We start from the raw sequence: 14,369 nt of genomic DNA on the forward strand, positions 1-14,369 counted from the left end.
GATGGCCGCCCGCTACTATGACGGCGTGACCGCCGAGGTGCAGGAGGTGATGTTGAAGATCACCGCCAACGAGCTAATGATCTATCGCCCGGCCGACTCCGGCGTCGTGGCGCGCTGGCCGGTTGCCGACCTGTCGGTGCTGGGCGATTCGCACCACGAGGCGGTGCCGCCGGTGGCGATCCGTGGCAGCGAGGCGCGGCTGGTCGTCGAGGATCTGGCGTGGAGGAAGCAGCTCGCCTCGCTGGTGCCGGCGCTGAAGCCGCTGGCGCTGGGACCGACGAACGTCGCGCCACGGCTCGGCGCCTATTCGCTGGCGATCGTCGCCCTGGTCGGACTGTTCTGGAGCGCGATCGAGTACGGCACAGGCTACGCCGCGCCGCTGCTGCCTTACTCGTGGCAGGTGAAACTGGGCGAGACCGTGCTCGACGAGCTGACGGCCGACGAGGAGGAGTGCACGGGCAAGGCCGGCCTCACCGCGATCAACCGGCTGGCCAACGATCTGGCGAAGGAGGCGGGCTATCCGCACGAGGTCAGGGTGCATGTCGTGAAGGGCAAGCTGGTCAACGCCTTCACGCTGCCCGGCGGGATCCTCGTCTTCTATTCGGCCTTGATCGACGACGCGACCAGTACACAGGTGGCGGGCGTGCTGGCGCATGAGATCGGCCATGTCGTGCACTTTCATCCGACCAAGGGCGTGATCCGCGCCTTCGGGATCGACATGCTGATCAAGCTCCTGATGGGCGGTTACTCCGATGTCATGAGCACGGTCGGCAGCGGTGGCAGCACGTTGCTGGCCATGCGCAACGGCCGCACCTTCGAGCGCGAGGCGGATGAGACCGGCGTGCACCTGCTCGAACAGCGTGGCCTGCGCGCCGACGGCGTCTCGACCTTCTTCGAGAAGATGCTGAAGGACAAACCCGATGATGCCGCCACCGCCGCCGGCATCTGGTCGAGCCACCCGCCCACGCAGGAGCGCATCGCCGCGACCAAGCGCCCGCCGACCGGCAAACTGCCGTTCACGCCGGCCGAATGGCAGGCACTGAAGACCGTGTGCAAGTAGACCGCGCGGAGGCGTTTCCGGATCAGTCGGCGCGCCTCACCCTGATCTCGACCTCGCGCTCGACATAGGTCCATTCGACGCTCGCGCGCAGCTCGGCTAGCAGCGCGTCGAACGCCGTCTCATGCTCGGGCGCGAACTCGAACCAGGTGAGGAAGTCGAAGGGCTCGCCGAGGTCGCGGGCGTGGTGGAGGCGGCGCGCCACCGCCGGCAGGTACTTCATCGACAGGGTGATGTGCCGCGACCGGTCCTCGAAGATCGCCCGGCGCTCGTCCTGCGCCATCGACCACCAGGCCTCCGATTTGCGGATCGGGATCAGCGCAGCGTACGTGGCTTCGGCACGGCCGAGCCCGGCTTGAACACCGGCCAGCTCCTTCAGCTCCGCCGCCGTCGAGTAGCGCGGATGGCTGACGACGCCGCGCAGGCGCCATGTCGCATCGGGCGTGTCCGTCATCGCGAGATGCGTGGCGGCGGGAAGGCCGGGACCCGCAACGGTCGAGAGGCGCTCGATGCGCCAGGGACCGGTGGTCCCGGCGGAAAAGGTGACGGTGAAGGGCGGCGGCATGACCCGATCATAGCAAGACGCGCGCCGGGGCATTGGCTATGAAGCGCCATGAGCCCGCACATCGTTCTCGCCACCTCGACCGACGATCCTGCCATCACCGCATCCGACCGGCTCTATGCCGACGCGCTGGAGCGGCGCGGCTGTCGTGTCACGGGTGCGCCGTGGGACGGGCCGCGCGAGGCATTCGCCGGCGCCGATGCGATCGTGCTGCGTTCGACTTGGGGCTATTACCGCGCGCTCGATGCCTTCCGCGCCTGGACAGAGCATGTGGCGGCGGCGACGCGTCTCTTCAATCCCATCGAGCTGGTGCGCTGGAACCTGCGCAAGGACTATGTCGGCAAGCTTGCCGCTGCGGGTGTGCGCGTGCCGCGGAGTTTCGTCGTGCCATGCGACGCGGCGGCGATCGGCCGGGTGTTCGACGAGACCGGCTGGGAACGCGCCGTGGTGAAGCCGGCCAGCGGCGCCTCGGGCTATTCCGTCGAACTGCTGCAACGCGCGACGCTTGCTCAGCAGGTCGCCGGCCTCGCCGACGAGGCGCGCAAGGCGGGCGTCGTCGTGCAGGAGTTCCTGCCCGAGATCGCCGAGGGTGAACTGTCACTCGTCTATTTCGACGGCACCTTCAGCCACGCCATCCGCAAGCGCCCGCCGCCCGGCGAATTCCGCTCGAACTCGCGCTACAAGCCGACGCGCACCGCCGAGGCGCCGCCTGCCAGCGTGACGGGGCAGGGCGCGTCGTGCCTGGCGACGTTGCCGCAACGGCCCCTCTACGCCCGCGTCGACGGCGTGGTGCGCGATGGCACCCTCATCGTCATCGAGGTCGAGGTTCTGGAGCCGGCCCTGTTCATGGAGTTCGATCCGCCGTCGGCCGACCGCTTCGCCGAAGCGACGATGAAGCGTCTCTCGACAGTTCCAGCCGCCGTGTGATGCCGATGGCATCGAGGAAGGCCTCGTCGTGGCTGACGACGAGGAGCGCGCCGTCATAGGCGCGGAGGCCGGCCTCGACCGCCTCGATGGAATCGATGTCGAGATGGTTGGTCGGCTCGTCGAGGATCAGCAGTGATGGCGGCTTCGCGCTGCCCAGCACGCAGGCGAGGCCCGCGCGCAGCATCTGGCCGCCGCTCAGGGTCGAGACGATCTGCAGGGCCGCGTCGGCGCGGAACATGAAGCGCGCGAGGGCGGCGCGGCAGGCATTCTCGTCCGCGTCTGGATTGAGCCGCAGGAAGTTGTCGCGGATCGACAGCGACGGATCGAGCAGGCTCACCTGCTGGTCGAGCATGGCAAAGTCCGTGTTCATGCGCACACTGCCGGAGCGCGGCGCGAGCTTCCCCGTGACGAGCGCGAGCAGGGTCGTCTTGCCCGAGCCGTTGTCGCCGGTGATTGCCACGCGTTCCGGACCGGTCAGGGTGAACGACAGTCCATCGATGATCGCGCGGCCGGTCCCGTAACCCGCGCTCACGGCATCGAGGCGTAGCACGGCTCTGCCGTCGGGCAGGCCGGTCGGCGGAAGAGCGACGGAAAGTGGCTGCAGCACCTCGATGCGCCGGCGTGCGGCCAGGGCTTCCTCGGCCGCTTGCGCGCGTCGCCGCTCGGCTAGGCGTGCATTCTCGCCCGAACTGTTCTCGGCGCCGCTGCGTCGGGCATTGGCGACGATGCGCGGCATGTCGCCCTTCGCCCGCTTGCGCTGGCCCGCGCCGTCCCTGCGCGCCTTGCGCTCGGCGGTGGCCTGCGTCGTGCGCGCCACTTCGGCGACGCGGCGCTCGGCATCGGCGAGGTCGTGGCGTGCAGCGGCCAGCTCCAGCGCCTTGCGCTCGCGGTAATGGCTCCAGTTGCCGCCGTAGCGCGTTGCGCCAAGCGGGGTCAGCTCGACGATGGCGTCCATGGTTTCGAGCAGTTCGCGGTCATGGCTGACGACGATCGCGGCCGACCGCCACGCCGCCAGCAGCTCGATCACCGCGGCGCGCCCCTCGCGGTCGAGATTGTTGGTCGGCTCGTCGAGCAGGATGAAGTCGGGATCGGCCAGCACCAGCGCGCAGAGAGCGGCGCGCGTGCGCTGCCCACCCGAGAGTGTCGACAGGAGCGTTGCGGGCTCCGCCTCCAACCCGACGCGACCGAGCGCCGAAGCGATGCGCGCCTCCAGCGTCCAGTCCGCTCCGGAGAGTTCCTCGGCGCTGGCCCGGCCCTCTTCGGCGCGACGCAGGACGGCGAGCGCTTCGGCAACGCCCATCAGGTCAGCCAGCGTCTCTCCGGGTGCGACCTGCACCGTCTGGCGCAGGACTCCCAGCGTGCCGTTCACCAACACCGATCCGGATTGAGGCGACAGCGTGCCGGCGACGAGCCCGAGCAGCGTGGTCTTGCCGACACCGTTGCGGCCGACGAGGCCGGTACGGCCGCCGTCGAAACTCAGGTCGAGATTTGAGAAAAGTGCGCGGCCGTCAGGCGTGGTCGCGGTGAGGCCGGAAAGCGTGATGGACGGCATGGACATGGATTTCCCTGGTGGCAAGGCGAGCGGGCATTGCGGTCAGGTGGAAATCCATTGCGGTGAGGGTCCATTGCTGGTGGCGGGAGGCGGTAGATAGTCGCTGCCGCCACGCCGATCAAGGGTGCCGGCCTACTGCGCTTGCCGTTGCGACCGTTCGGCATCCGACGGTACGCTCGCCGCATGGATATCGACCTGAAGTTGCTGCAGCACGCGGTCGTGCTGGCCCGGCACCGTCATTTCGGCCGCGCCGCCTCGGCATTGCGCATCAGCCAGCCGACGCTCAGCCGCAACATCGCGGCGCTGGAAAAGAAGCTTGGCCTGCGCGTCTTCGAACGCTCGCGCCGCGATGTGGCGGCGACGCCGGCCGGCGACGATGTGTTGCGGATGGCCGACGAACTCGTGACGCGCGCCGAGGCGATCGCCAACCAGCTTGCGGTCGTGCGCGACGGGCGCGGCGGACGGCTGCGCGTCGCCGCCGGCGCCTTCGTCCACGATATGGCTGTCCAGCCTGCCGCCATCGACCTGATCAACGCCAATCCATTGCTCCGGCTGGAGCTGCTGGAGCGCGAATGGACCGCGGTGCTGGCGATGCTGATGCTTGACCGGGTCGACTTCGCGGTATTCGACGTCGCCACCTTGCGCGGCCTGCCATCGTTGCGCGTCGAGGCGCTCGGCGTCGTCCAGGGCGCCTACTACTGCCGCGCCGGCCACCCGCTGCTTGGGAAGAAGTCGTTGCAGCCCTCCGACCTTCGCGCATATCCCTTCGTCATGACCAGCGTTTCGCGGCAGCATGCCGGGCTGCTCGAGGACATCGATGCAGGCTTCACGACCGATTCCGTGACGGGCGACATGCTGCCCTCGATCGCGGTGTCGTCGATCCGGCAGGCGGCCGACATCGTGGCCGCCACCGACGCGTTCAGCATCGGGCACGCGGCGCAGGTGGACGAGGGGATCGCGGGCGGCCGCCTTGCACGGCTCGACATGCCGTGGAAGGAGCCGCCCACGGCCGAAATGGGCGTGGCCTGGAAGCGCGACCGCACCCTGCCGCCCTCGGCACGGATCTTCATCAACCTCATCCGCAAGCGCGTCCGCGCGGCGCGAGGCGCGCGTCAGCCCTTGAGGCGCTGACCGCCGATGCGGTGATCCTTCAGGATCTCCGGCCGGAAGGCGACGCCATGGCCGGGCCGCTCGGGCGGCGACATGGTGCCGTCCTTGGCGGGCAGCACCGGCTCGATCCAGAGGTCGTCGTTCCAGTCCATGTATTCGAGGTAGCTGGCGTTGGGGATCGAGGCCAGCACGTGCACCATCTGCTCGTGGAAGAGGTGCGGGGCGAGGCGGATGCCGTAGGGCTCGGCCATCGAGGCGATCTTGCGCAGTTCCGAATAGCCACCGCGCATCGGGTCAGGTTGCAGGATCGGCGTGCCGGGTTGCTCGAAGAACGGACGCAGGTCGTTCCTCATGAAATGGCTCTCGCCGCCCACCACGCGCGTCTTCAGCGCCGCGGCGATGCGGCGGTAGCCCGCGAAGTCCTCCGCGACCACCGGCTCCTCCAGCCAGTAAGGATCGAACTCGTCGATGCGATGGCCGGCCTGGATGGCGGTGTCGGCGTCCCAGCCCATGTTGACGTCGATCATGATCTCGATGCCGTCGCCCATCGCCTCGCGCATCGCCTTCACGTTCTGGACGTCCTCGCGCCACGGCCGGATATGCGCCACCTGCATCTTGATGGCCTTGAGCCCCTGGGCGGTGAACTCCTGCGCGCGCTTGATCATGCCGTCGCGCCCGAGCCCCCTGAAGCAGCCCGAACCGTAAGCGGGGATCTGCGTGCGCGCGGCACCCCACAGGCGGAACAGCGGCAGGCCGGCGCGCTTGCCCACAATGTCCCACAGCGCCATGTCGACGGCACTCTGCGCGAACAGGGTGACGCCCATGCGGCCCAGCCAGAAATTGTTCTTGTACAGCGTCTGCCAGATGCCCTCGATCTCGGTGGCGTCGCGGCCGATCACATAGGGCGCGATCAGCTCCTTCACGCAGGCATCGATCGTGTGCAGCCCGCCATGCAGCGGCATCAGGTAGCTCGTGCCTGTAAGCCCGCCCTGCGTCTCGATCTCCAGCACGAAGATCTCGCGCGGCCCCGGCGCCAGGATGCCCGCCGCCGGCGGCGAGGACCGCCACGGCACCTGCAGGAGCGTGGTGCGCAGTTCGGTAATGGTGGTGGCGGTGGTCATGGCGTTTCGTCCCTCGTCGTTTTCCACGGCTTGTCGTCGCCGCCGAATGTCCGATGAACCCGGTACCGCCGTCTACCTGCTGAGTGCGCGGGCGGCAGTCGCTATGTAGGTTCACGGTCATAAATAGGGTTAGCGCACTAACCCTATTTATGGAGCCGCCAGGAGTCCCCTTGAATAGGGTTACGGCCCCTCCATTGGCGGGTGTCGCGGCGGGCTGGTTAGGCGTATGGTCCCGGCCCTTCGGAAAAGGCCGAGTCATGACGTCATCCAACCGAGTCTATCTCTTCGACACCACCCTGCGGGACGGGGCCCAGACGCAGGGCGTCGATTTTACTGTGGCCGACAAGGCCGCGATTGCGCGCGAGCTCGACCTGTTGGGGATTGACTATATTGAAGGCGGTTGGCCGGGCGCCAATCCGACGGACGACCGGTTCTTCGCCGATCCGCCGGAGTTCCAGAACGCCAAGTTCGTAGCCTTCGGCATGACCCGCCGCGCCGGGCGCAGCGCCGCCAACGATCCGGGCCTCGCCTCGATCCTGCAGACCAAGGCGCGCAACGTCTGCATGGTCGGCAAGACCTGGGACTTCCATGTCGACGTGGCGCTGGAAGTCGATCGCGCCGAGTATCTCGAGATGATCTCCGACTCGCTCGCCTATGCCAAGACGCGCATGGAGGAGACGATGTTCGACGCCGAGCATTTCTTCGACGGCTACAAGGCCAATCCGGAATACGCGATGGCCTGCCTCGCCGCTGCGGAGAAGGCGGGCGCACGCTGGCTGGTGCTCTGCGACACCAACGGCGGGACACTGCCGCACGAGGTCGAGCGTATCGTGGGCGAGGTCACCAAGAAGATCCCGGGCGAGCGGCTCGGCATCCACACGCACAACGACACCGAGAATGCCGTGGCCAATTCGCTGGCCGCCGTGCGCGCCGGCGTGCGCCAGGTCCAGGGCACGATCAACGGGCTCGGCGAGCGCTGTGGCAACGCCAACATGATCGCCCTGATCCCCAACCTCGTGCTGAAGATGGGCTTCGACACCGGCCTCAAGGATGGCGCGATGCAGCGGCTCACGCACCTGTCGCGTCTGCTCGACGACCGGCTGAACATGCCGACCAACCGCAGCGCAGCTTACGTCGGCACGCGCGCCTTCGCCCACAAGGGCGGCTTGCACGTCTCGGCGGTCGAGAAGGACCCCAAGACCTACGAGCATGTCGATCCGGAAATCGTTGGCAATCAGCGCATCATCGTGGTCAGCGACCAGGCCGGCCGCTCCAACATCATGGCGCGCTTCCGCCAGATCGGCCTCGAGGTCGATCCGAAGGATCCCGGCGTTGCGCGCCTGCTGGAGATCGTGAAGGACCGCGAGTCCGAGGGCTATGCCTATGATGGCGCCGACGCGAGCTTCGAGCTTCTGGCACGACACCAGCTGCATACCGTGCCGGACTATTTCGCGCTGCACAGCTTCCGTGTCCTGGTCGAGCGTCGCGTCAACGCGCGCGGCCAGACCGTGGCGATGTCGGAGGCGACGGTGAAGCTCGACGTCGCCGGCCGCCGCGCGATGGAAGTGGGCGAGGGCAACGGTCCCGTGAACGCGCTCGATGCTGCGCTGCGAAAGGCGCTGATGCCGGTCTACCCGGAGCTGGAGGACATGCGGCTGGTCGACTTCAAGGTCCGCATCCTCGATTCGACAGGGGGTACGGCCGCCACGACGCGCGTCATGATCGAGAGTGCAGATGCGAAGGGACGGCGCTGGAGCACGATCGGCGTGTCGCCCAACATCGTCGATGCCTCCTACAACGCGCTCTTCGACGCCATCACCTACAAGCTCTTCCGCGACGGCGCCCGGCCGGCGGAGCCGGCGTAGCAGCACCTCCGGCGGAGCGGGGCGATGCGTAGCAGCCATGCCACCACTGCCAGTTGACCTAGCGTAGGCCGGGGCAGACCATATATCGCGTGAGAGACGGAGAGCATCTGGATACCCAGTCACCGCCCATCGCGGCGGCTTCGATGCGCCGTCCGCGAGTGGGGATGCGCGTGCTTGCGCGCGCTTTCATGTGGACCCTGCCGGCGATCGTGCTGGCCGCCACGCTGTTCATCTGGCTTTCCTCGGGCGGCACGGTCACGACCGACAACGCCTATGTGAAGGGCGACCGCGCTCAGATCGCGACCCAGCTTTCCGGCCTCATCGTCGAGGTGCTGGTGCAGGAGAACGAGAAGGTCTCGCGCGGCCAGCTCCTGTTCCGGCTCGACGACCAATCCTCCCGCCACGCGCTGGCCCGCATCGAGGCCGAGACCGAAACGGTGCGCGCCGAGATCCGCGGCCTGCGCGCCCAGTGGCGCACCAAGCGCGAGGAGATCAAGGCGGCGCTCAGCCAGCAGACCTTCGCGCAGGCGGAGTTCGACCGTCAGTCGGAGCTCGCCGAGAAGAAGGTCGCCTCGACCGCCAAGCTCGAGGAGGCGCGCATGGGCCTCGATGTCGCGCGCCAGCGCATCTCGGCGGCGCAGGAGGACCTGCAGCGCATCGAGGCGGCTCTCGCCGGCGATCCCAAGATCCGCACCGACGATCATCCCCGCGTACGTCAGATGATGGCGACGCGTGAGGAAGCGCTGCTGCAGCTGCGCCGCACGACCATCGAATCGCCGCTCGATGGCATCGTCACCAAGCGCCCGGTGCCGGGCAGCTTTGCCACCGCGGGCGTGCCGGTGATGGTGGTGGTGGCCGACAGCGATCTCTGGATCGAGGCCAACTTCAAGGAGACCGAGCTCACGCGCGTGCGGTCGGGCCAGAAGGTGCTGATCCATGTCGACACGTACCCTGACTCCGAATGCCACGGCACGGTGTCGAGCATCTCGCAGTCGACGGGTGCGGAGTTCGCCGTGCTGCCGCCGCAGAATGCCAGCGGCAACTGGGTGAAGGTGGTGCAGCGCATTCCGGTGCGCCTCTCCGTCACCTGCCGCGAGGGCGATCCACCGCTCCGGGTCGGCATGAGCACGACCGTCGAGGTCGAGACCGGCCATACGCGGTCGCTCAGCAGCCTGTGGGCCGGGTGGGCCAAGTCGCTCGGCTTGTCGAGCGCGTCGGCGTCACCCAAGCCCTGAGCCGATGGCGCCGGCAGTCGACCCGGCGATCCTGCGCCGCCGTAAACTGATCACCCTGTCGGTGATGGCCGCCACCATCATGCATGCGCTCGACGGCACCATCGCCAACGTGGCGCTGCCGTCGATCCAGGGCTCGTTGTCGGCGACGCAGGAGCAGGTCTCCTGGGTCGTCACTTCTTATATCGTGGCCTCGGCCATCCTGACGCCGCTCGCCGGCTTCTGCGCCATGCGTTTCGGCCTGCGCCGGACGCTGGCGACCTGCGTGATCTGCTTCACCATCGTCTCGATGATGTGCGGCGCGGCGCAGTCGCTCGAGCAGCTCGTCCTGTTCCGCGCCCTGCAGGGCGGATTCGGCGCCGCTCTCGTGCCCGTCTCGCAGGCCATCATGATGGACACCTACCCGCGAGAGGAGCAGGGCAAGGCGATGGCCATGTGGGGCGTCGGCACCATGGTTGGTCCGATCGCCGGTCCCTCGCTGGGCGGCTGGCTGACCGACGAGTTCACCTGGCGCTGGGTGTTCTACGTCAACCTGCCGGTCGGCATCCTGTGTGCCATCGGCATCCTGGCGCTGGTGCGCGACAACGTGCAGGGCACGCCGCGGCGCTTCGACCTGCTGGGCTTCACCCTGCTGGCGGTCGCCATCGGCTCGTTCCAGCTCATGCTCGATCGCGGCCACTTGCTCGACTGGTTCGACTCGGTGGAGATCATCGGCGAGACGCTGGTGGCGGGCGTGGCCTTCGCCATGTTCCTGATCCACATGATGACCGACCGCCAGCCATTCGTGTCGCGCGAGCTGTTCCGCGACCGCAACCTCACGGTCGGCCTCTGCTTCACGGCGCTGGCGGGCCTCGTGCTGATCGTAACGGCCACCCTGATGCCGCCCTTCCTGCAGCAGCTCATGGGCTATCCGGTGTTCACCACGGGCATCGTTCTGGCGCCGCGGGGCGCGGGCATGATGGTGTCGATGATGCTGGTTGCGCGCCTGATCGGCCGCGTCGATGCGCGGATGCTGATCGGCCTGGGCTTCGCGCTCTGCGCGGTGTCGCTCTACGACATGACGCTGTTCAACCTCAATGTCAGCGAGGCACATATCGTCTGGAACGGCGTGCTGCTGGGCTTCGGGCTCGGCCTCGTCTTCCCGCCGCTCACCGTGCTCACCTTTGCGACCTTGCCGCCGCGGCTTCGTACCGAGGGCGCGGCCGTCAACGCGCTGCTGCGCAACCTGGGCGCCAGCATCGGCATCGCCGTGCTGGTCTCGATGCTGGCCAGCAACACCCAGCAGAACCGCGCCGACATCGTCGAGAAGTTCACGCCGTATCATCCGGGTTGGCCGATGAACCCCGCCGGGGTCAGTCTCGACCCGACGCAGCTTGCAATCTGGGACGGGGAGATCACGCGCCAAGCCGCACTGATCGGCTACCTGAACGACTTCCGCATCATGATGATCTGCTCGCTGGTGCTGATCCCGCTGCTCTTCCTGATGAAGCGGCCGGCCCTTATCGGCGGCCGCTAACCACGTTATTAGGGCGGCATGGGACGCGCATCGAAGGGCCGCGACGTCGCCGCCGTCACGCCGGTGGTCATCCTCGTGCGCCCGCAACTCGGCGAGAATATCGGCATGGCCGCGCGCGCCATGCTGAATTGCGGCCTGTCGACCCTGCGCCTGGTGGCGCCGCGTGACGGCTGGCCCAACGACAAGGCCCAGCGTGCCGCGTCGGGCGCCGACATCGTGCTGGAGAAGGCCGAGGTCTTCGACACGGTGGGCGAGGCGGTTGCCGACCTCGAACGGGTGGTCGCCACCACGGCGCGCAATCGCGAACTGGTGCAGCGCATCCTGACGCCGCGCCAGGCCGCGTCCGAGATGCGCGGCTGGATCGGGCAGGGCGAGGGCGTCGGCATCCTGTTCGGGCCCGAGCGCACCGGCCTCGAGAACGACGACATGGTCCACGCCGACACCGCGCTCTCGATCCCGCTCAACCCGCAATTCTCCTCCCTGAACATGGCCCAGGCAGTGCTGCTGGTGGCCTATGAATGGACCACGGCCGGCGACGCGACGCCGCCCGCCCGGCTGGCCGACCATGCGACGCGGCCCGCCACCAAGGACGAGCTGCAAAGCCTGTTCGACCATCTGGAGCGCGCGCTCGACCAGTCGGGCTTCCTGCGCAACAAGGAGATGCGGCCCTCGATGGTGCTCAATCTCAGGGCGCTGCTGCAGCGCGCCGAGATGACGGAGCAGGAGGCGCGCACCTTCCACGGCGTCATCAAGTTCCTGTCCAAGAGAAACCACGAGGAATAGCCATGTCCACGACCGCCAAGATCTCCTGGGTCGACGGCGCCCTGCTGGTCGCCGAAGGCGGCAGCGGCCACACCATCACCATGGACGGCGCGCCCGATATCGGCGGCCGCAACCTCGCCTCCCGGCCGATGGAGGTCCTGCTGATGGGGATGGGCGGCTGCACCGCCATCGACGTCGTCTCGATGCTGAAGAAGCAGCGCCAGGACATCGAGGGTGTCGAGGTCTCGTTGGTTGCCGAGCGGGCCGAGGACCATCCCAAGGTCTATACCTCGGTGAAGCTGGTCTACACGGTGCGCGGCCGGAAACTGAACAAGGCGCTGGTCGAGCGGGCGGTCAGCCTGTCGGACGAAAAATACTGTTCGGCCACCGCCATGGTGAAGAAAACCGCCGACGTGACCCACGAAATCGTGCTGGTCGAGATCTAAGTTGTTGATTTGTAGGGATTAACGCCTGCTTGACTGGCCGGAAACGGCCAGTATGTTCCGCGCTTCTTCCGGAGAACGTGGTGGAGGGCCGTTCGGGCTCGCCTCCCGCCCCAGCAAATCGCTGGAATCAGGCCTATCCGGACAACCGAGCGTACCCGCAAAGCGGGGCGCATAACGACGGAGTGCTGCGTGAGCAAGCGCGCGAATTCGAAGTACAAGATTGACCGCCGCCTCAGGGTGAACCTGTGGGGCCGTCCCAAGAGCCCGCTCAACAAGCGTGAATACGGTCCCGGCCAGCACGGCCAGGGTCGCACCAAGCCGACCGACTACCGCCTGCAGCTCATGGCCAAGCAGCGCCTCAAGGGCTACTACGGCTCGGTCAGCGAGCGCCAGCTGCGCCGCTATTATACCGAAGCCGTGCGCCGCAAGGGCGACACCGGCGAAAACCTGGTCGAGCTGCTCGAGCGCCGGCTGGACGCGGTGATCTACCGCATGAAGTTCGCCATCACCGTCTTCGCCTCGCGCCAGCTGGTCAGCCACGGCCACGTCAAGGTGAACGGCCGCCGCGTGAACATCGCGTCCTACATGGTTCGCGACAACGACGTCATCGAGCTGACCTCCAAGGCCAAGGAAATGGAGCGGGTCCTTGAGGCGACGCAGACCGCCGAGCGCGACGTGCCGGAATACGTCAACGTCGACCACAAGGAGATGAAGGGCACCTACGTGCGCGGGCCGAAGCTCGCCGACGTGCCGTACCCGGTCCAGATGGAGCCGTCGCTGGTCGTCGAGTATTACAGCCGCTAACCGGCCGATCCTGGAAAAGATGAAAAACCCGCCCTGTTGTGGCGGGTTTTTTGCATCAAAATTCCACGTGAAGGTGGTTCTTTCCCGCTATCGCCTCGCGATGGGAGAGATATAATCCTACTGGGGCTTGGGGACTCGGGAGTCTAGGCAATGGGATTCGTCCGTGCGGCGGTCTTCGCTTCGATCGTTGCGATCGGCGGGGCGGCCTATGTCTATCGTGCTGATGTCATGCGCGAAATTGGCCCTCATATCGGCATGGGCAATACGGCCAAGGCCGCCGAAACCCAGGCGAGCCCCGCTGCCGGCGCCCAGCCGCAGGGACGTCGCGGACGGGCCAATCCTGGCGGGGGCGTCCCCGTGGTCGTGACCACGATCGGCAAGAAGCCGATGTCGGTGGTGATCGAGGCGGTCGGCACCGTCCAGGCCATCGCCTCCATCCAGATCAAGCCCCGGATGGACAGCCAGATCATGAAGGTGAACGTCGAGGAGGGCGCCCTGGTCAAGGAGGGCGACCTGCTGTTCGAGCTCGACAATCGTACCCTCAAGGCCCAGCTCCTCGTCATCGAGGCGCAGATCCGCAAGACCCAGGCGCAGATCGAACAGGCCAAGCGCGACAACGATCGCGCCGACGGGCTCCTGAGCAAGGGGGCCGGCACCGCCGTCCAGCGCGACAACAGCGTCACGGCGCTGAAGGCGCTGGAGGCCCAGCTGCAGTCCGACGAGGCCAACCGCGAGCAGGTTCAGACCCAGCTCAGCTACACTGAGATCCGCGCGCCCGTATCGGGCCGCATCGGCTCGATCAGCAGCAAGGCCGGCACGATCGTGCGCGTCGCCGACAACACCGCGACCGCCACGCTCGCCGTCATCAACCAGGTCGATCCGATCTTCGTCAGCTTCGCGATCCCGCAGGTCCTGCTGCCCGACTTGCGGGCCGCCATGGCCAAGGGGCCGGTCCGCGTCGACGCGGTCGTCGGCGACAAGCGCCAGTCCGGCACGATGGCCTTCATCGAGAACACGGTCGACCCCAACACCGGCACCGTCACCGCCAAGGCGCGCATCAACAACGGCAACGAGGGCCTGTGGCCCGGCCAGTTCGTCAAGGTCGAGGTCATCCTGGGTGTCGAGCCGGAAGCGATCTCGGTCTCGGCCGCGGCGGTCCAGCTCGGACCGCAGGGTCCCTACGTGTTCGTAATCAACGATGGCGTCGCCGATGTCCGTCCGGTGGTGATCAAGCGCACGCAGGCCGGTGAATCTGTGATCGGCAGCGGCCTGGCGGAGGGCGAGTCGGTCGTGATCGACGGCCAGCTCCGCCTGGTCAACGGTGCGCCTGTCACGATCCGGCCGCCGACGGCATCGACGCCGGCGTCACCGACTGCACCCGCCACCACTGCCTCGAAGCCCCGCGGCTAACCCTT

The 14,369-nt window shown here is 67.5% G+C and carries 13 protein-coding genes; 10 read left to right on the plus strand and 3 right to left on the minus strand.

Going from position 1 to position 14,369, the window contains the following annotated elements; translation table 11 throughout:
* The first annotated feature begins 1 nt into the window (after window position 1).
* Window positions 2-1,060 (plus strand): M48 family metallopeptidase, encoded by a 1,059-nt coding sequence (locus AC1ROX_RS10865; protein ID WP_493125275.1) that lies wholly within the window; start codon window positions 2-4, stop codon window positions 1,058-1,060.
* A gap of 22 nt (window positions 1,061-1,082) precedes the next feature.
* Here AC1ROX_RS10865 and AC1ROX_RS10870 read toward each other — a convergent pair whose 3' ends face one another.
* Window positions 1,083-1,622 (minus strand): chlorite dismutase family protein, encoded by a 540-nt coding sequence (locus AC1ROX_RS10870; protein ID WP_493125277.1) that lies wholly within the window; start codon window positions 1,620-1,622, stop codon window positions 1,083-1,085.
* A gap of 48 nt (window positions 1,623-1,670) precedes the next feature.
* Between AC1ROX_RS10870 and AC1ROX_RS10875 the strand changes: the two genes are divergently transcribed.
* A complete protein-coding gene (locus AC1ROX_RS10875; protein ID WP_493125279.1) occupies window positions 1,671-2,546 on the plus strand; it encodes an ATP-grasp domain-containing protein in 876 nt (291 codons plus the stop codon).
* Here AC1ROX_RS10875 and AC1ROX_RS10880 read toward each other — a convergent pair.
* Window positions 2,464-4,098, minus strand: coding sequence for an ABC-F family ATP-binding cassette domain-containing protein (locus AC1ROX_RS10880; RefSeq protein WP_493125281.1), 1,635 nt, complete (start codon window positions 4,096-4,098; stop codon window positions 2,464-2,466). The two genes, AC1ROX_RS10875 and AC1ROX_RS10880, sit on opposite strands and share 83 nt — an antisense overlap.
* A gap of 183 nt (window positions 4,099-4,281) precedes the next feature.
* Between AC1ROX_RS10880 and AC1ROX_RS10885 the strand changes: the two genes are divergently transcribed.
* Window positions 4,282-5,229 carry a LysR family transcriptional regulator gene (locus AC1ROX_RS10885; protein ID WP_493125283.1) on the plus strand — a complete coding sequence of 316 codons (948 nt, stop codon included), beginning with the start codon at window positions 4,282-4,284 and terminating at the stop codon, window positions 5,227-5,229.
* On the opposite strand, the gene AC1ROX_RS10890 is transcribed toward AC1ROX_RS10885, so the two are convergent.
* Window positions 5,211-6,329 carry a mandelate racemase/muconate lactonizing enzyme family protein gene (locus tag AC1ROX_RS10890; RefSeq protein WP_493125285.1) on the minus strand — a complete coding sequence of 373 codons (1,119 nt, stop codon included), beginning with the start codon at window positions 6,327-6,329 and terminating at the stop codon, window positions 5,211-5,213. The two genes, AC1ROX_RS10885 and AC1ROX_RS10890, sit on opposite strands and share 19 nt — an antisense overlap.
* Before the next feature lie 257 nt (window positions 6,330-6,586).
* On the opposite strand from AC1ROX_RS10890, the gene cimA reads away from it, so the two are divergent.
* The 7 genes from cimA (at window position 6,587) to AC1ROX_RS10925 (ending at window position 14,364) form a co-directional block, all read left to right on the plus strand.
* On the plus strand, window positions 6,587-8,194 hold the full coding sequence (cimA, locus tag AC1ROX_RS10895) for a citramalate synthase (RefSeq protein ID WP_493125287.1): 1,608 nt from the start codon (window positions 6,587-6,589) through the stop codon (window positions 8,192-8,194).
* Window positions 8,195-8,364: 170 nt separating this feature from the next.
* Window positions 8,365-9,429 carry an HlyD family secretion protein gene (locus AC1ROX_RS10900; protein WP_493125289.1) on the plus strand — a complete coding sequence of 355 codons (1,065 nt, stop codon included), beginning with the start codon at window positions 8,365-8,367 and terminating at the stop codon, window positions 9,427-9,429.
* Between the two features lie 4 nt (window positions 9,430-9,433).
* Window positions 9,434-10,942: a DHA2 family efflux MFS transporter permease subunit gene (locus tag AC1ROX_RS10905; protein ID WP_493125291.1), complete on the plus strand. Its 1,509-nt coding sequence runs from the start codon at window positions 9,434-9,436 to the stop codon at window positions 10,940-10,942.
* 18 nt (window positions 10,943-10,960) lie between these two features.
* Window positions 10,961-11,725 carry an RNA methyltransferase gene (locus tag AC1ROX_RS10910; protein WP_493125293.1) on the plus strand — a complete coding sequence of 255 codons (765 nt, stop codon included), beginning with the start codon at window positions 10,961-10,963 and terminating at the stop codon, window positions 11,723-11,725.
* Window positions 11,726-11,727: 2 nt separating this feature from the next.
* The gene (locus tag AC1ROX_RS10915) at window positions 11,728-12,150 is read left to right on the plus strand and encodes an OsmC family protein (RefSeq protein ID WP_216961073.1); all 423 of its coding nucleotides are present in this window, start codon (window positions 11,728-11,730) and stop codon (window positions 12,148-12,150) included.
* Between the two features lie 189 nt (window positions 12,151-12,339).
* Window positions 12,340-12,954, plus strand: a complete 615-nt coding sequence (rpsD, locus tag AC1ROX_RS10920; protein WP_493125295.1) for a 30S ribosomal protein S4 — start codon at window positions 12,340-12,342, stop codon at window positions 12,952-12,954.
* Window positions 12,955-13,104: 150 nt separating this feature from the next.
* Complete coding sequence (locus tag AC1ROX_RS10925) at window positions 13,105-14,364, plus strand: efflux RND transporter periplasmic adaptor subunit (RefSeq protein WP_493125297.1); 1,260 nt, start codon at window positions 13,105-13,107, stop codon at window positions 14,362-14,364.
* The last annotated feature ends 5 nt before the right edge of the window (window positions 14,365-14,369 follow it).

The sequence above is a fragment of the Reyranella sp. GW821-FHT14A01 genome (genome assembly GCF_058803965.1).

Excerpts from the sequence above, each read along its gene's own strand:
- cimA (WP_493125287.1), top strand. The coding sequence starts at position 6,587 with ATGACGTCATCCAACCGAGTCTATCTCTTCGACACCACCCTGCGGGAC.
- AC1ROX_RS10905 (WP_493125291.1), top strand. The coding sequence starts at position 9,434 with ATGGCGCCGGCAGTCGACCCGGCGATCCTGCGCCGCCGTAAACTGATC.
- AC1ROX_RS10880 (WP_493125281.1), bottom strand. The coding sequence starts at position 4,098 with ATGCCGTCCATCACGCTTTCCGGCCTCACCGCGACCACGCCTGACGGC.
- AC1ROX_RS10875 (WP_493125279.1), top strand. The coding sequence starts at position 1,671 with ATGAGCCCGCACATCGTTCTCGCCACCTCGACCGACGATCCTGCCATC.
- AC1ROX_RS10885 (WP_493125283.1), top strand. The coding sequence starts at position 4,282 with ATGGATATCGACCTGAAGTTGCTGCAGCACGCGGTCGTGCTGGCCCGG.
- AC1ROX_RS10890 (WP_493125285.1), bottom strand. The coding sequence starts at position 6,329 with ATGACCACCGCCACCACCATTACCGAACTGCGCACCACGCTCCTGCAG.
- AC1ROX_RS10870 (WP_493125277.1), bottom strand. The coding sequence starts at position 1,622 with ATGCCGCCGCCCTTCACCGTCACCTTTTCCGCCGGGACCACCGGTCCC.
- AC1ROX_RS10910 (WP_493125293.1), top strand. The coding sequence starts at position 10,961 with ATGGGACGCGCATCGAAGGGCCGCGACGTCGCCGCCGTCACGCCGGTG.
- AC1ROX_RS10915 (WP_216961073.1), top strand. The coding sequence starts at position 11,728 with ATGTCCACGACCGCCAAGATCTCCTGGGTCGACGGCGCCCTGCTGGTC.
- AC1ROX_RS10865 (WP_493125275.1), top strand. The coding sequence starts at position 2 with ATGGCCGCCCGCTACTATGACGGCGTGACCGCCGAGGTGCAGGAGGTG.
- AC1ROX_RS10925 (WP_493125297.1), top strand. The coding sequence starts at position 13,105 with ATGGGATTCGTCCGTGCGGCGGTCTTCGCTTCGATCGTTGCGATCGGC.